This window comes from Glaesserella australis, from assembly GCF_003260095.1.
GTDB lineage: Bacteria > Pseudomonadota > Gammaproteobacteria > Enterobacterales > Pasteurellaceae > Glaesserella > Glaesserella australis.
Genome location: NZ_PTPX01000002.1, coordinates 71,716 through 94,583, shown reverse-complemented (window position 1 = coordinate 94,583; position 22,868 = coordinate 71,716). Strand labels below are relative to the sequence as shown.

Sequence of the window (22,868 nt, the reverse complement as noted above, 5' to 3'; positions counted from 1 at the left end):
TCCATTTTTAATCAAATTCAAAACGATACATTAAATCAACCGCTTGATTAACACTTGAAACCCATTGTAAATATAAGCTTGGTGCTAAACGATAACGTAATGTTAATTCCGTTAATGGTGCAAAAATACCTACGCCATACTTCACTTTAAATTTAGGGGTTAAACTGCCGCTGACGACCACTTTTGTATTATCGCCAATCCCTGCGGTGCTGACATTCAAATCACTGATACCAAAAGCACTACCCACCGCACCAACAGTTTTACTGCTTTTTGATAAGCTCATACCAATTAAAGCTGCAGCAATGGAATTGCTCGATCCTGCATCACCACTATTTTCAAGCCCTCGTCCTGTTAAAATATAGGAAAGCGCCTGATCTTGCGACATTGATGGATTCGAGAAGACTTTCACTTCAGGGGCATCCGCAATCCCCGTCACTTTTACCCCCGCAGTCACGCTACTGTCTTCCATCGCTTCAGGATTACGAATCGCTTCGATATCTAACGTTGGCTGTGATGGCGATCCCGTGAAAGAGATAAGCCCTTTACGAATCAATAAGTCTTGACCAAAAGAAGCAAAAGTCCCATTTTTCAGATTCACTTGCCCATATAAGCCAAGCCCTTTACTGCCCTGTTTAACTTTCACTGTACCGACTAAATCGGTTTTGAGTCCGTAAGCGTCTAATTTGACATCATCACCAATATTGATTGAGACATCGGCTTTAATCGCCATACCTGCGCCATTTTGCGGTAAATTCTTATTCAGTAAAGCGGTACGATTTGTCTTATTTTTTGCAGATCCGTCCATAATCACTTCATCACCACTCACCGCTACCGCACTCTCTGGCAACTCTTCCACCGCAATTCTTGCCCATGGAATATCAATGTTTCCACCTAAAATAAGCTCTTTTGGCGTTGCTTTGACTTCAATATTTGGACTCACATCCACTTTTGCCATATTAGGTATATTGACTCGGAAACGGTTTGCCTGTGCTTTAACTCGTGTATGCCATGCATCTAATTTTTGCCAATTCGCATCACCTTCAAGGAGTAAGTTACTTTCCGTTGTTTGCACATTACCTTTTAAGGTTGAACTTGCTCCGTTAAAGTTTAACGCCAGATTTCCCCCTGTCACATCAAATGGCATCGCATTCGAACGAACTGTCAACCCTGCCAAATTCAGATTCCCATATAATAATGGTGAGAGTGCTGTACCACCTAAAGTTAGGCGAGCATTAATATCACCATTGACCCGCTCCCCCGCACTTAATAGCGGTTTGATGAGTGCTAAATTTAGCCGTTCGATATTGATGTTTCCCGACAACTGACGCTGTTTAGCAATATCTTTCATCACTAAATCACTCGTCAATCGACCATTATTTTCAATGCTGATATTGGTATTGAGCTTCAAATTATTATCCGCCATATTCGCGGTTACTTTGACAGGTGTTAGGGTAATCGGGAAAGTTTTGCCTTCCATTTTTTGCGTAAAGGTCAAACGATTACTATCCAAAACCACATTGACTTGCGGTGCTTTGTTGCTAAACCAAGCCGCATCGCCTTTCGCATTGATCAAGCCTGTGATTTGGCTATTTGGATCTAAATATTCTTGAACCATCGCTAAATCAAATTGCTTAATTTCAAAAGGGACTTTCCCTTCTTTTCCTGCACTAAAGTTTTGTGGTAAACAGATAGTCACCTTTGGATTACGCCAACAATGTGCGGAGATATCTGCCTTAATCAATTTATTTTGATAAGTCACTTGCACATTTTTATCATTTTTCCATTCACCCACTGGGGAATCGACGGTTACTTGGCTTAATTGCCCTTGCCACGCTTGTTGAGTACGGTCAAACTTGCCCGCCAGCTGTAAATTCGCTGCCACAGGCTCACCTTTTGATGTCAATTTCAACGTATGATTTGCTTCACTGCCAGAAGCAATAAGATTGGCGTTATCAATACGCACATCACCATAATTTAATTGACGTAAATCTAACGCAAGATCGCCTTGGATCTGCTTTTCGCTCGACACTTTACCTTTTGCAGTTAAATGCTGTAGTTTAAGTTGATCGTAAGAGACATTGTTTGCAGTTAAATCAATATCTAAACTAGGCTCGGTGACTTTACCTTGTAAGCCCACTTTACCTTGAATGCTTGCCTTTAAATTTGGCACTAAGCCTTGTAAATTAGGTGCTTTTATATCGGCGTTAAAATTCGACTTATCGCCAATAATACCTTTCATTTCAATACGGTTTTCACCATAAATTAAGGTCGTGTCTGATACATTTAACAAGGTTTTCGAATCTGCCGTTAATGCGCCTTTTAATGCTAAATTTCTCTGCAATAAATTTCCGTGCAAATCCATTTCAGACACATTAACAGACCATTCATCTGCCTGCTTTCCACGCCCCGCAAAACCCGATGTATTCAATTTACCTGAAAGCAATGCGCTCCATTCAGGTAAGAGTGATTTTGTATTAATGCCATCTAAAGCTAATGCCGATTGCCACTCAACCCCATTAGACCAATCTACTTTACCCGTTAAATTCGCCTTACCTTGAAGAGCATTAAGTGATAAATCTTGCACATCAAACTGCGTCAGCTCGCCTTTTCCTTTTAAATGAAGTTTACTTTCAGGCAGTTGCATTCCTTTAGCTGACAAGGAAGTCTCTAATTGATAATTGAGTAAATCACCTGTTAAAGCAAGGTTTACCTTTTCTAAAACAAGGGGATCTACGCCTTTTTTATCGACAAACGGATAGCGAGCCTGATCACTTTTTAAGGTCAATTGGAACGGCGTTTTTTCTTTGGCTAACTGAACATCGCCTTGAATCTGTGCTTTTACTGCACCTGCTGTTTCAATATTGAGTGTTGTGTTATCAAACAGTGCGCCAGATAACGTCGCCTTGACTTCACTTTCTGGAATATCAAATTCAGCTAGCGCTGCTGATTTCGCACTTACTTGCCAATCTAACGGATAATTGTCAGAAAGTGTTAATTTCCCTACGCCATGTAAAGAGCCTTTATCACTCTCTAAATCAAGCTGTTGTAAATCAACCGATGATGCATCGGATTTTGCTTGTAAAGAGAGTGTGGAGACATTAATAAAAGATTTAGGCTCAAGCCATTCCCCTTCACTATTTTTGACTTTCTGAGTAATGTTGATCTGTTCTGCCTTAAACTCAGAAATATCGATATTTACAGGCAGTTTAATCTGATCTAGCTTCGTTAACAGCGGTTTGGATAAGGTCTGCTTAAGGGCATTCCAATCAACAGGCTGCGCTTTTTCTTCGCTCTTTTTTGCATTTTTTTCATCGGAAGTGACCGCTTGTGGTGCTAAAGAGAGTGTTAATCCTTGCAATAGCGTTGGAGATAAATTGAGATCTTTTTCTTTACCGCTGATGCCAGAATGAAAATGCGTTAAGGCAATATCCATCTCATCTACACTGACCTTAATATTATCTAAGGAGAGCTGTTTAAGACTGACGGAAAGAGGGAGGTTAAACTCACCTTGCGTTTGTTCTTTCTCTTCTGTAGAAGGGGGAAGCTTGCTAGTGTCCACCATCACAGTAGTATCTTTCACGGCAATGTTTTCCACACAAACAGCTCGATCTAGCAAACAAGCAAAGCCTAAATGAAGATCTGCTTGCCCTACATTCACATCAACGCCATCCATTTGATAGCGGGTATCCGTTAAGGTTAAACCATCTTGCAAACTCCCTGTAACTTGTCCTATCGTTAATTGATCGATCAATTTATCGGCGAGTTCTAATGCTGTTCGTTGCCCAACACTTGTGGCAAGAAAAAGGACTGGAGCAAGCAAAACGAAAAGTAGCACAAATAATCCACGCCATAACCAACGCCATGCCGATTTTTTCGGTAATGAAGATTGCGAAGTTTGTGTCGCTTGCTGTTCTTGAATTTGTTCTTGTTCTGTTTCCATCATGAACCTACTTACAGTTCAGTACCTAAACCAATGTAAAATTGCACACCGCTTTTATTATTAGGTGATTTTACTGGTACGGCTAAATCAAACTTAATTGCCCCAATTGGCGATGCCCAACGCACACCGATTCCTGCGCCAGAATGAAGGTCTTTACTACTGAAACGAGTAGATGCAAGCCCTACATCATAAAAGATAGCACCCCACCAATTAGGATAGACTTGATATTGATACTCCAAACTACCTGTGGCTAAATGTGAACCACCAACAAGTATTCCATCTTCATCTTGTGGCGAAATATCTTTATAACCAAAACCACGTACACTCATATCTCCCCCTGCAAAATAACGCAATGCAGGCGGAATAAGATCAAATTCATTGGCTTTAAGGTAGCCGACTTCAGCTCGTGCAACAAAACGATGGTTGTCAAAATAGGTTCTTACCCAAGCCGTTGATGCTTTAATACTATAAAAATTTACATCAGAGAGAAGCGCTTTAGTTCCCCAGTTGATCGTAATTTTCTGTGAATCTCCCCATAGTGGAAAACGCTTTCCATCAGTACGACTGCGGTTCAAAGATGCCGTTGGGTAAAATAAGAAAGTTTTAAACTTATCATCACCTTGCTCAAAGGCATCATAACGAGATTTCAATCCTAACGAGAATGCCCAACCTGTTTCATGGTTCCAAAAACGTTGGAAACCAAAATGTGCACCGGTAAATTTGATATCATTAAGATCTTCTCGTTCGATACCACCTGAGACTTGATAGTAATAATTTAATGGATGTGCTTTTACAGGTATTTTATAGCCTAACTCAATACTCTGCTCAGGCTGAGAAAAATAGCTGTTCATTTCTAAACTATGCCCACGGCTGTTAATCCATGGTTTTATCCAGTTTAACTGTAAACGGGGACCAACATCTGTTGCATAGCCAATACCAATTTCCACATCATTTTTCTTTTTAGGCATAACTAACACATTAAGATCAACGGTTTTACTCTCTTCATGCATCTCTGGCTCAACAAGTACAGACGAAAACCAATTACTTGATGAGAAATCACTAGATAACTTAGAAAGATCATTAATGTAATAATAATCCCCTTGCTTAATTCTCAAGATATTTTCAAGATAATCTTCTCGAATTTGGCTTCCTGTAAAACCAATCTTGCCATAACGATAACGTTCGCCACTGCTATAACCTAAGCGCCAATCAGCAACATGTTCTTTCGGGTAAACTTCTAAACGATGGTAGAGCCATTCTCCATCAAAATACCCTTTCGCTTGCGCAATTTTTTCAATGCTACTTTTGAAATTATCGTAGGTTTCATGATTAAGCACTGTCTCTTTTGGCGGTAGCTCTTTTGCGAGCAACTTTTTAATGTCATCATCATCCGCTGCCTGCCCTGTGATTTGTACATCTCGTTCATCTAATTTGACAGGATGATCTAAAACCACAGACAAGGTTAATAAATCTTTGGCAGGCGCTTTTCTTGGAGTTAACTGGAAATGATATTGGCTATTGTAATAGCCTTTCGCTCTTAACGCTTTATCAACGGTTTCTTTGACAAGATATTGATAACGTTCTGAGCCATCTGCATCATCACTGCTTAATTGAGAAAGGTAAATACGCACATTTTCTTCAAGAGAAGACTCTTTAATGCCTTCTACTTTTAATTCAACCGTTTGCTCTGCATAGGCAACCGTAGCAAATAAACAGAGAGAGAGATAAGATAATTTTGTTTTCATTGTTTAACTCTTTTAAGCAATATTCTTATATGCCTAGTACGCTATGGCGTACTAGGTACTAAACCGCAATTAATCTTTTGGAATACCACGTAATAAAGGCACCACTTGATAAGGTGCTTTAGACGTTAATGCGGGTTCTATATTGAACAACATAATAAATGGCTTGGCTGGCTCAACATCATCACCTTTCCACAAATGACTTAAACTAACCAACTCAATATCGCTCGGTAAATTTTCTAATCCTTTCTCAAGCACTGCCACACTATTTTTTCGTGGATGCCCAATGATGATTGCCACACCATGCTTTCTGGCATACTGTATCGCAGCATTAAATTGTTTTTGTACATCGCTGAATTCATCGCTATCATCTAAAAAGAGATGGCGTTCTAACGCCTTAATGCCATACTCCTTTGCCGTTTTATAGGCAACGCTATTCCCTGCCGTTTTACTATCTAAAAAGGACAAATTCTGTTGAGCAAGGGACTGCATCAAATATTGCATCGTGGTTTTATCTGTCGTCGCTTTGCTTCCCATATGGTTATTTAAACCAATGGCATTCGGTACTTGCATTTGGGCATTTTTAATTAAATTGGCAATTTGAGATGCATTCATTCCAACCATTAAAGCGCCAGCTTCAATAGATTGACGCACCTGTGGCTCCATCGGTAGATGGATCAAAATATCCCGTTTTTGCTCAAAAGCCTTATTCGCTCTCGCCGTTGCATAAGGCGCGACAGGAATAATCGCCACCGTGACTTCTTTAGGCAAAGCATAAATCGCACTATCTTCTTTTGCTCGATAGCCAATATCATCAATCACTATCGCCAATTTCCCTGCTTCTGCAAGCGGTGAAATCAACCATAATATTTGCAAAATAATCCAAGGAATAGACCGCTTGTTACGCCATTTGTTCATCATTACTGCACCCATTTCAATGGATTAACTGCCACACCTTTACGGCGAATTTCAAAATAAAGTGCAGAGCGGCTTTGCCCCCCTGAATTACCCACACTCGCAATGGTTTGCCCACCTTGTACTCGCGTCCCCTTTTTCACCGACACAGATTGATTATATCCATATAACGACATATCACCATTACCGTGATCAATCACCACCACTTGCCCATAGCCTTGTAGCCAATCGGCTAAAATGACACGCCCCGCCGCAATCGCTTTCACTGGTGTTCCAGCGCCCGCTTGAATCACAATGCCATTCCATTTCAACTCACCCATTTGTGTAGAACCAAAGCGATTCACAATTTTTCCTGATACCGGCATGCTATATTTGCCCGAACCTAACCCCCGTCCTGCACGTACCTGTTGTTTTTCTTGCTCTGTTGCTTTACGTTTCTCTTGGGTATTGGTTTTTTGTTCTAATTTTGCAATTTCTTGCTTCTCTTGCTGAGCCGCTTCATCCGTTGCTTTATTTAACTGGCTGCGTAAGGCATTTTCATTCGTTTTTAATGCATCTAAACGGCTTTGATCTTGTTCAAGGGTTTTATCAATAGAGCGAATGGTACTTTCACGCTCATTTTTCACTTTCTGAAGATCTTTTTCCTGTTTTTTCTGTTCAGATAATTGGGTCTGTTGTCCTTTTTGCTGCCCTTGTAACTCATCTCGGCGGGCTTTTAATTCTTCTTGAGTACGACGTAATTCATAAATGGCATCAATACGTACCTGATTAATATGCTCGTAATAAGCACTCATTCGATCGGCATTTTTTGCATCTTCTGAAAGTAAACGTTCTAATACTGAAGGATGAATCCCCGAACGATAAGCCGAATCAAGTTGTTCTTTTAATTTCTCTTTTTGCTCTTTTTCTTGCTTTTCTAACCGCTTGATCTCTTGCTCTGTGCGCTTAATCGCTTGACGTGTTTCCGCCAAGGTCATTTCTGTCTGTTTTAAATTATTCAGCACTTTTCCCATTTCAATTTCTTGATTTTTAAGGGTCGATTGTAATGAATCCCGTTTTTTCTTCTGTTCATTAATCTTTGTCTGCTGTTGCTGAATTTTTTGCTGAATTTGGGATAAATCATTAGCCACTACGTCAGCAATAAACGTAGTCGTGCCATAACATGCCACAATAAGAGCAAATTGTTTAATAGCTTTCACGAAAGTTCCTTATCCAAATCAGTAAGTTATTTATAAACTTTGTATTTTAATCTGTAATGACATAAATAACCATGTTTTTCCAAAATAAAAGGCTGTTGATCATATCAACAGCCTTTCTTTGTTTAAAAGAGAAATTAATCTTCTACTTTCGGTGTATGCTTCATTTGCTCTTTAACACGAGCCATTTCTTCATCTCTTAAAACACGGCGTAAAATTTTACCGATATTACTTTTCGGTAATTCATCCCTAAACTCAATATCTCTTGGAATTTTGTAGCCTGTCAGATGCTGGCGACAATGGTTTCGTAGCTCTTCACGGGTAAGGCTTTCATCTTTTTTCGTGACAAACACTTTAATGCTTTCGCCTGAAATCTCACTTGGGATCCCAACCACAACCACTTCATTCACTTTTGGATGTAACGCAACGACATCTTCAATTTCATTCGGGTAGACATTAAATCCTGACACGATGATCATATCTTTTTTACGGTCAACAATGCGTAAATTAAGATCTTGTCCCATTTCTACAATATCACCTGTTGCCATCCAACCATCTTTTAACACTTCTGCACTGTCTTCGGGGCGTTGCCAATAGCCTTGCATCACCTGCGGACCTTTAACCCAAAGTTCGCCACGCTCTCCCATTGGTAAATCATTACCCGCATCATCTACAATACGAATATCCGTATTTGGAACAGGCACACCAATAGAACCTGAATATTCTACGGAATCATTACGTGTTGCAGCGATTAACGGAGAACATTCTGTCATGCCGTAACCTTCAATAATATGGCATCCCGTAGTTTTATGCCAACGCTCTGCGACAGCTCGCTGAATCGCCGCACCACCACCAACAGACAGTTTCAAATTAGAAAAATCCACTTCTTTAAGCTGAGAATTATTCAATAATGCATTGAATAAAGTATTTACCCCTGTAATTGCCATTACAGGATATTTTTTCAATTCTTTAACGAATCCTGGAATATCCCGTGGATTGGTAATAAGCAAGGCTGTTACGCCTAATTCAATAAAGAGTAAACAGTTTACTGTGAGTGCAAAAACATGATAAAGCGGTAATGCAATAACGGCGATCGGCTCTTTCGCTTGGCTTGTCAATGGATAAGCCACCCATTTTGCTTGAACAATATTCGCCACAATATTTCGGTGGCTTAACATTGCGCCTTTTGCCACGCCAGTTGTACCGCCTGTGTATTGCAAAAAGGCTAAATCATCTTGCGAAATAGTTGGCTTAACATATTGGCGCTGTTTACCAATACTTAGTGCTTCTCGGAAACTGACTGCATTAGGTAGTTTATATTTTGGTACTAATTTCTTAATGTATTTCACCACGAAATTCACTAAGGTACGTTTACCAAAAGAGAGCTGATCGCCCATACGGGTTAAAATCACGTGTTTAACATCCGTATTAAAGACCACTTTTTCAAGGGTTGCCGCAAAATTGGATACCACCACAATCGCTTTTGCCCCACTATCATTCAGTTGATGTTCTAACTCCCTTGGCGTATAAAGTGGATTGACATTCACCACGACTAAACCTGCACGAAGTGCACCAAATAAAGCGATAGGATATTGCAATAAATTTGGCATCATTAATGCGATACGATCACCTTTTTCCAAGCGTAATTCATTTTGCAAATAAGCCGCAAAAGATCGACTACGCTCTTCTAATTTACGAAAGGTAAGAATTTGCCCCATATTGATATAGGCTGGAATATCAGGGTGGCGTTGAACCGCCTTTTCAAACATTTCCACCAATGAACTATATGGCTCGATATCTAAGGTTCTTTCTGCATTTGGCGGATAATTCTCAAACCAAATTTTTTCCATTTATATCTCCTTTAAATTTTACGTAAAAACACAGGGATAAATTGAGCCTGTGCTTTTTGAGCAATTTTTTTCTTTACCCAAAAAAATGTGATTACTATTGAAAGCAAAATACCTAATGCAACCCATAATTCATTGTGAATCCACTGTGATAACACTAAAGTAGAAACAATGACTACGAGTAAAGGAATCACATATAACCAAAACACACTTAATAACAAACTCTGCTCTGCCATCCCAATTTCAATGCGATCACCGATATTTAATGGCACATCGACAGACAGCTCAAATTGTGGTGCAAATTTTTCACCTGCCAATGCAGAGAGAGCCTTTGTTCCACAACTGTAATTCGCACTACAACCACCGCAACCTGACTTTGCTTGGCATTGTATCTTTGCGATACCATTTTGATAGCCAATCACTGTGGCTTGTTCAACCATCATTTGTTTTCTACCTTCGCATCTAATTGAATTTGCTGGACAATATGTCGAGCTGAAGCAGCAGGAATTTCACCGACAATAACAACATCACGCTCTCCAACGGTTTGACTATAAATCCCCGTTTTCCCTTCACGCCAAAACTGACCATCAAATATAACCCCTTTATTTTGCAAAACATAAACCGTAAAGGAGAATAACCCATCGCTATATAGTTGGCTCTCAACTTGCTCATCAAGCAGAACTTCTGATAAACGTTGACGACCGACAGAAAGCGGTTTAAAACCAGCTGGAACCCATTTTGCATTCCAATCTAACGACTGATGCTCTTCATCTTTCGCTTGAATTAAGGTTGGAAGTATTAAGGTTCTAATAGGTTCAACAATATAGAGTAGCTGTTCATCTTCCACGGATTGAATAGCTCTAAATAACTCTAACACGTTTTGGTCACGGTCAAGTAACTGGCTTTGAAGTAATAAATGACTATCTTCATCTATCCATAAAATATATTGATAGCGGAAATCATCTCTTGGCACAACACGAATCACTCGAGCCACATGATCGGCAACCCGCGATTTACCTGCATCCACAAAACTATAACCTGACAACTGCTCAAAATTGGTATGAATCACACTCGGTAAATTATCTAAGATACGAGAAGCCTGTAAGCTAAATGGCTGATAATCGCCAAAATAACCGACGGTATTATCTCGTAAAATCATCTCTTCTCGAGTTTCATCTAAATGCAGTAGCTGCGCATATTCTTTATTATCATGGTAGGCATGGCGATAACGAAAAGAGAGTACATTTTCCCCAGACTGTAAGATATACAGCTGTTCATAATTGCGGGTTTTATGTGCATTCGTCATTGCTTTTAAATAATCAAGGGGAGAACTTAGCTCTGCCCAAACAGGCAATGCCCAAAACAAGCTGAATAACACAATCAAACGAGAAAACTTTTTCATTTATACCTACTTTAATATGACAAGCGGTCGGATTGTAACAAATTTTTACAAAATCTCCGATACTATCAATGCGTTAACTTACCAACAAGCGTAGCAAAAACGACCGAAACCAAAGCCAAAACGCATATCGTCATAATGCATACGCATATATTCAAGTTCTTCTTGCGCTTTATAGTTTTCTAATGCCAATTTATAACAGGCTTGGAAGACAGGATTATTCACTTTCTCCGCATAACGTTTTTCAAAATCGGCTTGCTCTTTTGGCGTACGGCTTAGCGGAGGATTAAATTGTTCGTGAATTAATTCTGCCGTTTCAAGATCGCATTGTTTAGCTAATTTTACTTGTAAAGCTTGTTCTGCTCGAACACGTTTTGCTTCACGTTCTGCTTTTTGTTCAGGCGTGATTGCACAAGAAGCTAATAAAAGTGTTAAAGATAAAGCGATAGTTGATTTTAACAGTTTCATAAAATGTCCTTTTCCATCAAGGAATAACTTATTGATTAAACAGCATTGTCCACATTTGGTTCACAAAAGCTCGCTCTTGGGTAAACAAACTGCCATCGACAACACTCTCTTTGTTTAATAAATTCAAATGGTGAATCTGATTGCGTAATGTGGTGTAGCACGTTTTGAGCTGTTCACCTTGCGTTTGACTAAGAATACCACACTCAATGGCACTCTCAAAAATGCGTACATTATCTGACCAAACCGCCATTTGTGGATAGTCATGAGCGTAATTTAAGACCAAATATTGCGCAATAAATTCAATATCGGTAATGCCACCCTTATCTGTTTTGAGATGAAATTGATTCGCTGAATTTTTACTTAAATGCTGATACATTTTTTCACGCATATTGCAAATTTCTTCTCGCAACTGACCGCTTGTACGGGCTTGGCTTAAAGTCTCTCGGCGAATTTTTTCAAACTTTTCTCGTAGTGGCAATGTGCCATACACTGCTCGAGTTCGCACCAACGCTTGCGACTCCCAAGTCCATGCTTCATTTTTTTGGTAGTCATCATAAGCATTAAAGGTACTGACCAATAACCCCGCTTCGCCCGACGGACGTAAGCGCATATCGACTTCATAAAGTACGCCTGCGCTGGTGTTTAGGTTAAAAATACCGTTAATTTTTTGTGCCAGCTTGAGATAAAACTGATGGCTTGAAATGGATTTTTTACCGCCAACGGTTTCGCTCTGCTCAGGCGCATTATGCAAAAAGACCAAATCTAAATCTGAATTATAGCCCAATTCGATCCCGCCTAATTTGCCATAACCAATGACCACGAAATCTTTTTCGCCATCGGTTAAATGTTCAGGTGTGCCAAAACGTTGGGACACTTGTCGCCAAGCGATATTCACTACCGCACCAATGATCGCTTCCGCTAAATAAGTTAGATGATCGCTAATTTTCATCACGGGCAATACACCCAAAATATCTGCCGATGCAATGCGTAGCAACTGACTCTGCTTAAATTGTCGTAAAGCATCAATTAACGTCTCTTCATCTTCTTCAGGAATGCGTAACAAATATTCTTGTAAGGCTCTTGGATAATCTTCAAGGGCAATCACTGTGCTTAAACTTTGCTGGGCAATCAATTCATCAAGCAACATTGGATGGCGAGCAATCTGTTCTGCCACCATAATCGACTGAGCGCATAAGGTGAATAACTGTGGCAAAATTTGCTCTTTCTCATACAGCAATTCAAGGTAAGTGGTTCTTGTGGTGATCTTATCAATAATATTAAGCAGACGTGGTAATAAGACTAAATAGTCTGTCTGACGGAAAATCCCATCAAGTACCTTCGGCATTAGTTTACGTAGCACTTCTCGCCCGCGTAGACCAATCGAACGTTTTCCCCAATCTTCAAAATAGTTATTTAGAACTTGGTGAATGTCCGCATGATCTTCTACTCGCACGGCATAATCTTTCAATACACTCTCTAAATCAGCCAAGGTGATTTGTGGTTGCATCAAATCTTTCCATGCAGAGAGTGTTTCATCTTCATTTTCATCTGGCGAATCTTCTTCGCCGATTAATTCATTAAATACCGATCTGATATTTTGTTGGTGAAAAGCTAATGTTGCTAAAAACGCTTCCCAGTCAGCTTGCTGATTGGCAAAGGCAAGGCGTAAGCGATCATCTTCATCTGTTGGCAAAGTTTGTGTCTGCTGATCGTTAATTGCTTGTAACACATTTTCGGTATGGCGTAAAAAAAGATAGGCTTCCTTAAGTTGAGCGACCTGTGCTTCACTTAATAAATTCAGTTGCGCCAGTTGTGGCAAGACAGCTAATAGACTACGTTGTTGCAGAATTTTATCTCGCCCGCCTCGCATCATTTGAAAGGTTTGAACGATAAATTCCACTTCTCGAATCCCGCCTGCGCCGAGTTTAATATTGTCGGTCAAGCCACGGCGAATCACTTCTCGGCTGATTTTAGACTTCATTTCACGCAACGATTGAATCGCACTAAAATCTAAATAACGACGATAAACAAAAGGACGTAAAAGCTGTTTGAGATATTTATGGTTAATGTTATTGAGATCTTCACCTAAAATTTTCGCTTTGATCATCGCATAACGCTCCCAATCTCGCCCTTGTTCTTGGTAATAGTCTTCCATTGCTGCAAAGCTCAAAACCAAGGCTCCGCTATCACCAAAAGGACGAAGGCGCATATCGGTACGATACACAAAGCCATCTAAGGTAATTTCATCTAAAGCCCGAATTAAGCGTTGCCCTAAGCGAGTAAAAAATTTGCTATTTTCTAACGGCTTTCTACCGCCAACGGTTTCGCCAATATCAGGATAGGTAAAAATCAGGTCAATATCTGAAGAAAAATTCAGCTCTCGCCCACCCAATTTACCCATACCTAAAATGAGTAACTCTTGCTTTTCTCCCAATTCATTCATTGGCGTGCCATACTCTTCACACAGTTTGTCAAACAGCCAATCTCTTGCCCCTAAAATCAAAGATTCCGCCAGATCGGACAAGCGCTCAAATACCTGTTGCGTCGTGCCTAAACGGTTTGATTGCACAAAACTCAACATTACCATTTCACGATGGCGAAAACGGCGTAATTCACGATGTAGTTCATCTTCATTTTTTATCTCGGAAATGACCGCTTGTATCCGCTCGGCATAGTAATCGCAGTCGTCTATCGTCGGGCTTTTTTCCAACCACGCCTTTAACAATTCAGGCTGTTTTTGTAACTGCTGAACCACAAATTCAGACATCGCCATTGCCGTGACAAGCGGTTGGATCTGCGCAGAATTTTGCAAAGGGATAGCATGGAGAGAAAGCAACTCATTGAGTTTAGTTTGGGATTGGGCGAAAAGATGTTTTAACATAGGATAAGTTATTTGGAGTTGTGTAAAGAAAAGCATCCCAAAGGGATGCTACTATGCTTAACCGTGAGCGTAACCCACGGTATAACCACTTAAAACACTTTCTTAAACGGCTTGATAATCACATCGCCATAAACCCCTGCTTCAACATAAGGATCTTGGCTTGCCCACTGTTTTGCGGCTTCTAAAGAATCGAATTTCGCAATTACCGTTGAGCCTGTAAAACCAGCTTCGCCCGGGTTTTCATCATCAATCGCAGGGTTTGGACCTGCGGTTAAAAGACGATCTTCCGCTTGAAGTTGTTTTAAACGTTCAAGGTGTTTTTCACGCACCGCTAAACGTTTTTCAAGGGTATTTGGGATATCTTGAGCGAAAATAACGTAGTACATAATTTCTCCTAGGATTGAGTTTGAAGTAACGCTAGTGCTTGATCGAGTTCTGGATTATCATCCCGTGGAATGACTCGTGGTCTACCATTGTTATCTACCGCAACGAAAGTAAATTCCGCTTCGGTCACACAGTGGCGATCACGCATACCCTCATAGACTTTTTTAATCCACACTTCGACTTTAATTTGTAATGATGTCCTACCAACTTTGGTACATTTACCATAACAACAAACGACATCGCCTACAGAAACAGGCAATAAAAAAGACATTTTATCTACTGAGACGGTTACTACTCTGCCTTTGACTAACTCTTTGGCTAGAATTGCACCTCCCATGTCCATTTGTGACATAATCCAACCGCCGAAAATATCGCCATTGGCGTTAGTGTCTGATGGCATAGCAAGGGTACGTAAAATCAGTGATCCTTCTGGCTCTCGTTTATTTTGATTCGTTTCCATATTTTTCCTCGTTTTGTTCTAATTGTTTTAAATGTGGATAGAGATAAATCCCTGTTGCGACAACAGCAGCAAGGCTTAAACCTGTTAAGCCAAAGACCTTAAAGTTTGCCCAGGCATCATCAGAGAAAAATTCGCTGATGATGATATTGATGATCATACAAAGAATAAAAAAGCCTGCCCAACCGAGATTTAATTTTTCCCAAACAGGTTGTGCTAACTTTAATTCTTTGCCCAGTAACATCTGAATCAGTGGCTTTTTGAAAGCATATTGGCTAATTAATAGTGCTGCAGCAAAAATAGCATTCACAATCGTCACTTTCCATTTTAAGAAAGCTAAATCATTAAAATAGGCTGTGAGCAAACCAAAGAACACAACTGCTACGCCCATAATCCATTGGTTCTTTTCAATCTTTTTATAAAGTACTTTTAAAACAACTAACTGGATAACGGTTGCGACAACCAAGACAAGCGCCGCTTCTTGTACGCCATAGGTTTTATAGACGATAAAAAAGAGAATCAGCGGAATAAATTCTAGTAACTGTTTCATTTATATTCCTTATGCTTGGCGATACACTTGATAAAAACGGAAGCTAAAGATAATGACAAACAAGCTAATAAAAGCACCTACTACTTGTGAAACGATCACGCCTAATTCACCGCTCATATTGCTAATTACGCTACCTAATAAACTTGGGAACATATAACTTAACACACAGAATAAAAAGAGTGGAACCATTCTGCCACGACTTAAACCCCAAGTGAATTTTAAGGTTTCCATAAAGGATTTTCTTGGCTCTTCTAGTAAGTAAGCATAAACCACTAAGCAAAGTTTCACGAAAACATAAATACCTGTTGCCATTAACGGTAAAATCATAATCGCTAAACTACCAGATTGCCCCACTGTTCCCCCAAAAGAGATACCAATTGACATCGGTAACACCATAAAAATGGTTAAGCCGACAATTGGAAGAAAGACTTTGAAAGTCTCTCCTACATTTTGCGCAAAGTGTTGATAGTTGCCGTTATTGATCGATTTAATGTTCAAAATAAGCAGAATATTGATAAACACACTGACTAACGCTGAAACAATCGTCGGAGCCATTTGTAGTGCTAACAGTGCGACAATATCTTGATTTGATAGAGAGACAACAGGTCTTGGAACAAGATAAAAAGTTCCAAGCTGTAACAACACGAGCAATGCAACGCCCGTTACCGTAAAATTGGCTTGGTTACGCATAAAATTCCAACTATCTTGCAATAAATTAGAAAATTTAATTGGCATGGTAAATCCTTAAATGAATGTCATGAAAATGTTGCAAAGTATAACAACTGTTGTATCACTTCGCTATTGTAGATTTTATGGAGTTAAGTAGAATATTATATTGAATCGACTGATGATAGGGCAAATTATGTATAACACATTACAAGCAGGACAACGTTATCTCAATACGTTTCCAAATCAAAAGAAGTTAGGCTTATTTATGCCTGATTACCGTTTAATTCGCTTAGTAAAATTTGCTTCTCGTTTTATGCCTGCTTTTGCGTGCTTTGCATTAGTTTGGCAATATTTCTTTTATGATCCTGAACAATCCATCTTCGCCAATGCCCTTATTACTGCACTTTTTGCCTTAAGCATTCCTTTTCAAGGACTGTTTTGGCTAGGACGTAGAGCAAAATCGCCCTTGCCGTTAAGTTTATTACAATGGTATGAAGAACTGCGCCAAAAACTCATTAGCGAAAGACATAACATTGCCGATCAAGCGGTACCTTCTTATCAAGATTTTGCAAATTTATTGCAACTGGCTGAAAAAACATGGGGGCAAAGTTATTTTGATGAGCTATAAATTTTGTTACAGATCAGCTTTTCAAGAAACTCTCTTGTATTTTACTTTAAAAATCAGTGATTTTTTGCTATAAAAGAAAGGTTTTCAAATCAACTCAAATCAATAGGAGAACTTATGGAATTAGTATTTATCCGTCACGGTTTCAGTGAGTGGAATGCTAAAAACTTATTTACAGGTTGGCGTGATGTTAACTTAACAGAACGTGGTATCGAAGAAGCGAAAGCAGCTGGTAAGAAATTATTAGATGCAGGCTATGAATTTGATATCGCATTTACCTCTGTATTAACTCGTGCAATCAAAACCTGTAACATCGTGTTAGAAGAATCTAACCAATTATGGATTCCACAAGTGAAAAACTGGCGTTTAAACGAACGTCACTACGGTGCGTTACAAGGCTTAGATAAAAAAGCAACGGCTGAACAGTATGGTGATGAACAAGTTCACATCTGGCGTCGTTCTTATGACATTTCTCCACCAGATTTAGATCCGCAAGATCCAAATTCTGCACATAACGACCGTCGTTATGCACATCTTCCAAAAGATGTTGTGCCAAATGCAGAAAACTTAAAAATCACTTTAGAGCGTGTTTTACCTTTCTGGGAAGATCAAATCGCTCCAGCGTTATTATCAGGTAAACGTGTACTTGTTACTGCTCACGGTAACTCACTTCGTGCGCTTGCAAAACATATCATCGGTATTTCTGATGAAGAAATCATGGATTTTGAAATCCCAACAGGTCAGCCGTTAGTGTTGAAACTGGATGATAAATTAAACTTTGTTGAAAAATTCTATCTGTAATTTCTAAATCATAATGATGACAAGCGGTAAGATTTAACCAAAATCTTACCGCTTTCATTTTAATATTGTGGGAGAAATGTAATCTTATTTTTCATATGTAGTATACGAAAGCATAGATTACAAAATATTTTTAAGATAGAATAGTTTTCCTGAACGCAATAACAAATTGCGAGAACATTTCTGTAAATACGATTCAAAATATTAGGAAGTCTCATGTCAGCAACAATTTTAGAATCTCTCCCTAAGAGCCAAAAAGTTGGTATTGCATTTTCAGGTGGCTTAGACACCAGTGCTGCTCTACTTTGGATGCGTCAGAAAGGTGCTGTACCTTATGCTTATACAGCGAATCTTGGTCAACCAGATGAAGATGACTACAATGCGATTCCAAGAAAAGCAATGGAATACGGTGCAGAAAATGCACGTTTAATTGATTGTAGAACCCAATTAGCTCACGAAGGTATTGCGGCAATTCAATGTGGCGCATTCCATATTTCAACGGGCGGTATGCCTTACTTTAATACAACCCCACTTGGTCGTGCAGTAACAGGTACTATGCTTGTCGCGGCAATGAAAGAAGATGATGTACATATTTGGGGTGATGGTTCAACCTTTAAAGGTAACGATATTGAGCGTTTCTATCGTTATGGCTTATTAACTAACCCACAGTTAAAAATCTATAAACCGTGGTTAGACCAAACCTTTATTGATGAATTAGGTGGTCGTCATGAAATGTCTGAGTTCTTAATCGCGAACGGCTTCCAATATAAAATGTCTGTGGAAAAAGCCTACTCTACTGACTCAAATATGTTAGGTGCTACACACGAAGCGAAAGACTTAGAGCTACTCAGTACAGGCATTAAAATTGTAAAACCTATCATGGGTGTCGCTTTCTGGGACGAGTCTGTCGAGATCAAAGCAGAAACTGTTTCTGTTACCTTTGAAGAAGGTGTGCCTGTTGCGCTAAATGGTAAACGTTTTGAAGATCCTGTTGAGTTGATTTTAGAAGCGAATCGTATCGGTGGGCGCCATGGTTTAGGTATGACAGACCAAATCGAAAACCGTATCATTGAAGCAAAAAGCCGTGGTATCTATGAGGCACCGGGAATGGCATTACTTCACATTGCCTACGAGCGTTTAGTCACAGGTATTCACAATGAAGATACGATCGAACAATATCGTATTAACGGTTTGCGTTTAGGTCGCTTATTATATCAAGGTCGTTGGTTCGATCCACAAGCACTCATGTTACGCGAAACAGCGCAACGTTGGGTAGCTAAAGCAATCACAGGTACAGTAACACTTGAATTACGCCGTGGTAACGACTATTCTATCTTAAATACTGAATCGCCAAATTTAACTTATGAGCCAGAACGTTTAAGTATGGAAAAAGTCGAAGATGCACCATTTACCCCTGCAGATCGTATCGGTCAATTAACAATGCGTAATTTAGACATTGTTGATACCCGTGGTAAATTAGGTATTTACACACAAACTGGCTTGCTTTCAGTACAAAATAGTGTACTACCGCAGTTAGAAAATAAATAATTCATTTAAAATGAAAATCGCATCTTTGCCCGACAATTCAGCTTAGATGCGATTTTTCATTTTGATGTTGCATGGAGAATAGATATGAAGAAATGTCAACACCGGACAACAGGACGTAAACTGATCCCTGAGAGTCTTACCTTTACTCAATCTCAATCTATCTTTATCCCGCTTTTTTTCGCTGATCCAACGATAAAACGACAAATAGTTTGGGAACTAAAACTCGAGAATGGTCAACAAGACTATGGAAAAATAAAACGAAATGCACTCCATTTCAAACAACTTCCTAATGGTAAGCATCGTCTTATCATTATTGTTGGCGATCCTATTCTTTCTAAGAGACACAAAATTCATTACTGTCAGATAGAAATTTTACCCTAAAAATATGCCCCTTATTTTTTAATAAGGGGCATATTACTAACCATCAATCTCTTCGCCTGTTTCATCCCACTTAAAATTCAAGGCAATAGAGTTTAAACAGAACCGAAGCCCTGTTGGTGGTGGACCGTCTTTAAATACATGTCCCATATGGGCATCACAATTTCCACAACGAATTTCAATACGGTGGCGACCTAGACTATAATCATCTAAATAACGCAATGATGTTTCTGAAATCGTTTCATAAAAGCTAGGCCATCCACACCCTGCATCAAATTTTGTATCAGAGCGAAATAATGCGTTATGACAACGAACACAACGATAAGTCCCAACTCTATCTTCATTTAAGAACTTTCCTGTAAAAGGTTTTTCCGTCCCACTATTTAAACAAATTTCAATTTGTTCTTCTGTTAGCTCGTTCACATCTTTAATCATACATATACCTTAATATTCCAATCCTTTTGGATTATATTTTATCTCTTTTTTTATCTAACTAGAATGATTTTTTAAAAATTTGACATAGATCACACAAAATTTATCTGTTATATTTGGCATCGTTCTTTCAGTTGTCAGAAATAGGCAAGATTGTGCTATAATGGCTTTGCCTTTCCAGTTTATTGGAAGGAACAAGTTTTCTTTTAACTTTAAATATAGGTAGAAATCTATGGCAATTAAAATTGGTATTAACGGCTTTGGCCGTATCGGTCGTATCGTATTCCGTGCAGCACAAAAACGTGATGACATCGAAGTAGTTGGTATCAACGACTTAATCGATGTTGATTACATGGCTTACATGTTAAAATACGATTCAACTCACGGTCGTTTCGATGGTACTGTTGAAGTTAAAGATGGTCAATTAGTAGTAAACGGTAAAGCAATCCGTGTAACTGCTGAACGTGATCCTGCTAACTTAAAATGGGATGAAATCGGTGTTGATATCGCAGTTGAAGCAACAGGCTTATTCTTAGATGATGCAACAGCGCGTAAACACATCACAGCAGGTGCGAAAAAAGTTGTTTTAACTGGTCCATCTAAAGACAATACGCCAATGTTCGTAAACGGCGTAAACTTTGATAAATACGCAGGACAAGATATTGTATCTAACGCATCTTGTACAACTAACTGTTTAGCACCATTAGCCAAAGTAATTCACGAAAAATTTGGTATTAAAGAAGGCTTAATGACAACTGTTCACGCAACAACAGCAACTCAAAAAACTGTTGACGGTCCATCAGCTAAAGACTGGCGCGGTGGTCGTGGTGCATCACAAAACATCATCCCATCTTCAACAGGTGCAGCAAAAGCAGTTGGTAAAGTATTACCAGCATTAAATGGTAAATTAACTGGTATGGCATTCCGCGTTCCTACTGCAAACGTTTCTGTTGTTGACTTAACTGTTAACTTAGAAAAACCAGCAACTTACGAAGAAATCTGTGCAGAAATCAAACGTGCTTCAGAAAATGAGATGAAAGGCGTTTTAGGTTATACAGAAGATGCTGTTGTTTCAACAGACTTCAACGGTGCTGTAGAAACTTCAGTATTTGATGCTGCTGCGGGTATCGCATTAACAGATACTTTCGTTAAATTAGTATCTTGGTACGATAACGAAACTGGTTACTCAAACAAAGTATTAGACTTAGTTGCATTAGTACACAACTACAAAGGCTAATTTTCAATAGATAATAAAAAGCGAGATATGAATAATATCTCGCTTTTTTCTTTCATATAAACAAAGCGATAAGAATTAATCTTATCGCCTACTTAGAATTATTTTCGGTTTTATGTAGCACTTACATAAATACAGTGTAAGGACTGGTTTGACCTAGCCCTTACAAGCTTTTTTGAGTTTTGTGCAACTGATACAATAATCTTGGTTATTTTAACCCTGATGCGTCACGTAATAGTGCTGCTTTATCTGTTTTTTCCCAAGGGAAATGCTCACGACCGAAGTGTCCGTAAGCGGCAGTTTCACGGTAGATTGGGCGGATTAAATCTAACATTTTAATTAAACCGTATGGACGTAAGTCGAAATATTCACGAATTAAACGCACTAAGACTTCGTTGCTCACTTTGCCTGTGCCGAAGGTTTCCACCATAATAGAGGTTGGCTCTGCGATACCGATTGCATAAGAAAGTTGGATTTCACAACGATCTGCCAAGCCTGCCGCCACGATATTTTTTGCCACATAACGAGCTGCATAAGCCGCTGAACGGTCCACTTTTGACGGGTCTTTACCTGAGAATGCACCGCCGCCGTGACGAGCTGCACCGCCGTAGGTATCGACAATAATTTTACGACCCGTTAAACCGCAGTCACCCATTGGTCCGCCAATCACGAAACGACCAGTTGGGTTGATGAAGTATTTGGTATTTTGGCTTAACCATTCGCTTGGTAAGACTGGCTTGATGATCTCTTCCATCACGCCTTCAAACACGGTTTTTTGATCCACGTGTTCAGCGTGTTGGGTTGAAAGCACTACTGCGTCAATGCCTTTGATTTTGTTATCTTCATAGATAAAGGTTAATTGGCTTTTCGCATCAGGGCGTAACCAATCTAATTTGCCTGATTTACGCACTTTCGCTTGCTGTTCCATTAAACGATGAGCGTAAGTGATCGGTGCTGGCATCAAGACTTCCGTTTCGTTAGTCGCATAGCCGAACATAATGCCTTGGTCGCCTGCCCCTTGCTCTAATGGGTTAGCACGATCCACGCCTTGATTGATGTCTGGCGACTGTTTACCGATCGCATTTAACACCGCACAAGAGTGTGCGTCAAAGCCCATATCAGAGTGAGTATAGCCAATGTCACAAATCACTTGGCGAGTAAGGTTTTCAATATCAACCCAAGCTGAAGTGGTGATTTCTCCGCCCACTAACGCCATACCTGTTTTCACATAGGTTTCACACGCTACGCGTGCTTTTGGATCTTGTTTTAAAATTTCATCTAACACCGCATCTGAAATTTGGTCTGCGATTTTATCCGGGTGCCCTTCTGACACAGATTCTGAAGTAAATAAATTGATAGCCATTGTTGTATCCTGTTGATTTATATAAATTCTTTTGTAGTAATA

General features: G+C 39.4%; 20 protein-coding genes. 5 read left to right on the top strand and 15 right to left on the bottom strand.

From position 1 onward, the window contains the following. Positions 1–7: 7 nt before the first annotated feature. The 13 genes from tamB to C5N92_RS01205 form a co-directional block, all read right to left on the bottom strand. Positions 8–3,943, bottom strand: a complete 3,936-nt coding sequence (gene tamB / locus C5N92_RS01265) for an autotransporter assembly complex protein TamB (RefSeq protein ID WP_111749072.1) — start codon at positions 3,941–3,943, stop codon at positions 8–10. 8 nt (positions 3,944–3,951) lie between these two features. Then, positions 3,952–5,685 (bottom strand): autotransporter assembly complex protein TamA, encoded by a 1,734-nt coding sequence (gene tamA, locus C5N92_RS01260; RefSeq protein WP_111749071.1) that lies wholly within the window; start codon positions 5,683–5,685, stop codon positions 3,952–3,954. A gap of 69 nt (positions 5,686–5,754) precedes the next feature. Beyond that, positions 5,755–6,603 (bottom strand): divergent polysaccharide deacetylase family protein, encoded by an 849-nt coding sequence (locus tag C5N92_RS01255; RefSeq protein ID WP_111749203.1) that lies wholly within the window; start codon positions 6,601–6,603, stop codon positions 5,755–5,757. Continuing rightward, entirely contained in the window at positions 6,603–7,769 is a 1,167-nt protein-coding gene (envC, locus tag C5N92_RS01250) for a murein hydrolase activator EnvC (RefSeq protein ID WP_238138456.1), read from the bottom strand. The genes C5N92_RS01255 and envC overlap by 1 nt, the downstream gene beginning before the upstream one ends. Positions 7,770–7,930: 161 nt before the next feature. Next, entirely contained in the window at positions 7,931–9,643 is a 1,713-nt protein-coding gene (gene fadD, locus C5N92_RS01245) for a long-chain-fatty-acid--CoA ligase FadD (protein ID WP_111749070.1), read from the bottom strand. A gap of 11 nt (positions 9,644–9,654) precedes the next feature. Next, positions 9,655–10,083 (bottom strand): SoxR reducing system RseC family protein, encoded by a 429-nt coding sequence (locus tag C5N92_RS01240; RefSeq protein ID WP_111749069.1) that lies wholly within the window; start codon positions 10,081–10,083, stop codon positions 9,655–9,657. After that, positions 10,080–11,042, bottom strand: a complete 963-nt coding sequence (locus C5N92_RS01235; protein WP_111749068.1) for a MucB/RseB C-terminal domain-containing protein — start codon at positions 11,040–11,042, stop codon at positions 10,080–10,082. The genes C5N92_RS01240 and C5N92_RS01235 overlap by 4 nt, the downstream gene beginning before the upstream one ends. 78 nt (positions 11,043–11,120) lie before the next feature. Then, positions 11,121–11,507: a hypothetical protein gene (locus C5N92_RS01230; RefSeq protein ID WP_111749067.1), complete on the bottom strand. Its 387-nt coding sequence runs from the start codon at positions 11,505–11,507 to the stop codon at positions 11,121–11,123. A 28-nt stretch (positions 11,508–11,535) separates the two neighbouring features. Then, positions 11,536–14,388, bottom strand: a complete 2,853-nt coding sequence (gene glnE, locus C5N92_RS01225; protein ID WP_111749066.1) for a bifunctional [glutamate--ammonia ligase]-adenylyl-L-tyrosine phosphorylase/[glutamate--ammonia-ligase] adenylyltransferase — start codon at positions 14,386–14,388, stop codon at positions 11,536–11,538. A gap of 89 nt (positions 14,389–14,477) precedes the next feature. After that, complete coding sequence (locus C5N92_RS01220; RefSeq protein ID WP_111749065.1) at positions 14,478–14,774, bottom strand: YciI family protein; 297 nt, start codon at positions 14,772–14,774, stop codon at positions 14,478–14,480. Positions 14,775–14,782: 8 nt separating this feature from the next. Beyond that, positions 14,783–15,232 carry an acyl-CoA thioester hydrolase YciA gene (yciA, locus tag C5N92_RS01215; RefSeq protein WP_111749064.1) on the bottom strand — a complete coding sequence of 150 codons (450 nt, stop codon included), beginning with the start codon at positions 15,230–15,232 and terminating at the stop codon, positions 14,783–14,785. Further along, entirely contained in the window at positions 15,213–15,779 is a 567-nt protein-coding gene (locus tag C5N92_RS01210) for a septation protein A (RefSeq protein ID WP_111749063.1), read from the bottom strand. Before C5N92_RS01210 ends, yciA begins: the two co-directional genes overlap by 20 nt. Before the next feature lie 9 nt (positions 15,780–15,788). Beyond that, on the bottom strand, positions 15,789–16,514 hold the full coding sequence (locus C5N92_RS01205; protein WP_111749062.1) for a hypothetical protein: 726 nt from the start codon (positions 16,512–16,514) through the stop codon (positions 15,789–15,791). Positions 16,515–16,641: 127 nt separating this feature from the next. On the opposite strand from C5N92_RS01205, the gene yfbV reads away from it, so the two are divergent. The 4 genes from yfbV to C5N92_RS01185 all read left to right on the top strand — a co-directional run bounded on the left by yfbV (position 16,642) and on the right by C5N92_RS01185 (position 19,800). Beyond that, positions 16,642–17,076 (top strand): terminus macrodomain insulation protein YfbV, encoded by a 435-nt coding sequence (gene yfbV / locus C5N92_RS01200; RefSeq protein ID WP_111749061.1) that lies wholly within the window; start codon positions 16,642–16,644, stop codon positions 17,074–17,076. Positions 17,077–17,190: 114 nt separating this feature from the next. Beyond that, complete coding sequence (locus C5N92_RS01195; RefSeq protein WP_005713360.1) at positions 17,191–17,874, top strand: 2,3-diphosphoglycerate-dependent phosphoglycerate mutase; 684 nt, start codon at positions 17,191–17,193, stop codon at positions 17,872–17,874. A gap of 213 nt (positions 17,875–18,087) precedes the next feature. After that, positions 18,088–19,419 carry an argininosuccinate synthase gene (gene argG / locus C5N92_RS01190; RefSeq protein ID WP_111749060.1) on the top strand — a complete coding sequence of 444 codons (1,332 nt, stop codon included), beginning with the start codon at positions 18,088–18,090 and terminating at the stop codon, positions 19,417–19,419. A gap of 84 nt (positions 19,420–19,503) precedes the next feature. Further along, on the top strand, positions 19,504–19,800 hold the full coding sequence (locus C5N92_RS01185; protein WP_111749059.1) for a hypothetical protein: 297 nt from the start codon (positions 19,504–19,506) through the stop codon (positions 19,798–19,800). 36 nt (positions 19,801–19,836) lie between these two features. Here C5N92_RS01185 and msrB read toward each other — a convergent pair whose 3' ends face one another. After that, a complete protein-coding gene (gene msrB, locus C5N92_RS01180; protein ID WP_111749058.1) occupies positions 19,837–20,232 on the bottom strand; it encodes a peptide-methionine (R)-S-oxide reductase MsrB in 396 nt (131 codons plus the stop codon). Between the two features lie 229 nt (positions 20,233–20,461). Here msrB and gapA point away from each other — a divergent pair, with 229 nt between their 5' ends. Further along, positions 20,462–21,466 carry a glyceraldehyde-3-phosphate dehydrogenase gene (gene gapA / locus C5N92_RS01175; RefSeq protein WP_111749057.1) on the top strand — a complete coding sequence of 335 codons (1,005 nt, stop codon included), beginning with the start codon at positions 20,462–20,464 and terminating at the stop codon, positions 21,464–21,466. Positions 21,467–21,671: 205 nt separating this feature from the next. Here gapA and metK read toward each other — a convergent pair whose 3' ends face one another. Next, positions 21,672–22,826 (bottom strand): methionine adenosyltransferase, encoded by a 1,155-nt coding sequence (gene metK, locus C5N92_RS01170; RefSeq protein ID WP_111749056.1) that lies wholly within the window; start codon positions 22,824–22,826, stop codon positions 21,672–21,674. Between the last annotated feature and the right edge of the window lie 42 nt (positions 22,827–22,868).

What these genes read in the sequence shown, in the direction of transcription:
- tamB (WP_111749072.1), bottom strand. Translation starts at nt 3,943, where the DNA reads ATGATGGAAACAGAACAAGAACAAATTCAAGAACAGCAAGCGACACAA.
- tamA (WP_111749071.1), bottom strand. Translation starts at nt 5,685, where the DNA reads ATGAAAACAAAATTATCTTATCTCTCTCTCTGTTTATTTGCTACGGTT.
- C5N92_RS01255 (WP_111749203.1), bottom strand. Translation starts at nt 6,603, where the DNA reads ATGATGAACAAATGGCGTAACAAGCGGTCTATTCCTTGGATTATTTTG.
- fadD (WP_111749070.1), bottom strand. Translation starts at nt 9,643, where the DNA reads ATGGAAAAAATTTGGTTTGAGAATTATCCGCCAAATGCAGAAAGAACC.
- C5N92_RS01240 (WP_111749069.1), bottom strand. Translation starts at nt 10,083, where the DNA reads ATGATGGTTGAACAAGCCACAGTGATTGGCTATCAAAATGGTATCGCA.
- C5N92_RS01235 (WP_111749068.1), bottom strand. Translation starts at nt 11,042, where the DNA reads ATGAAAAAGTTTTCTCGTTTGATTGTGTTATTCAGCTTGTTTTGGGCA.
- C5N92_RS01230 (WP_111749067.1), bottom strand. Translation starts at nt 11,507, where the DNA reads ATGAAACTGTTAAAATCAACTATCGCTTTATCTTTAACACTTTTATTA.
- glnE (WP_111749066.1), bottom strand. Translation starts at nt 14,388, where the DNA reads ATGTTAAAACATCTTTTCGCCCAATCCCAAACTAAACTCAATGAGTTG.
- C5N92_RS01220 (WP_111749065.1), bottom strand. Translation starts at nt 14,774, where the DNA reads ATGTACTACGTTATTTTCGCTCAAGATATCCCAAATACCCTTGAAAAA.
- yciA (WP_111749064.1), bottom strand. Translation starts at nt 15,232, where the DNA reads ATGGAAACGAATCAAAATAAACGAGAGCCAGAAGGATCACTGATTTTA.
- C5N92_RS01210 (WP_111749063.1), bottom strand. Translation starts at nt 15,779, where the DNA reads ATGAAACAGTTACTAGAATTTATTCCGCTGATTCTCTTTTTTATCGTC.
- C5N92_RS01205 (WP_111749062.1), bottom strand. Translation starts at nt 16,514, where the DNA reads ATGCCAATTAAATTTTCTAATTTATTGCAAGATAGTTGGAATTTTATG.
- yfbV (WP_111749061.1), top strand. Translation starts at nt 16,642, where the DNA reads ATGTATAACACATTACAAGCAGGACAACGTTATCTCAATACGTTTCCA.
- C5N92_RS01195 (WP_005713360.1), top strand. Translation starts at nt 17,191, where the DNA reads ATGGAATTAGTATTTATCCGTCACGGTTTCAGTGAGTGGAATGCTAAA.
- argG (WP_111749060.1), top strand. Translation starts at nt 18,088, where the DNA reads ATGTCAGCAACAATTTTAGAATCTCTCCCTAAGAGCCAAAAAGTTGGT.
- C5N92_RS01185 (WP_111749059.1), top strand. Translation starts at nt 19,504, where the DNA reads ATGAAGAAATGTCAACACCGGACAACAGGACGTAAACTGATCCCTGAG.
- msrB (WP_111749058.1), bottom strand. Translation starts at nt 20,232, where the DNA reads ATGATTAAAGATGTGAACGAGCTAACAGAAGAACAAATTGAAATTTGT.
- gapA (WP_111749057.1), top strand. Translation starts at nt 20,462, where the DNA reads ATGGCAATTAAAATTGGTATTAACGGCTTTGGCCGTATCGGTCGTATC.
- metK (WP_111749056.1), bottom strand. Translation starts at nt 22,826, where the DNA reads ATGGCTATCAATTTATTTACTTCAGAATCTGTGTCAGAAGGGCACCCG.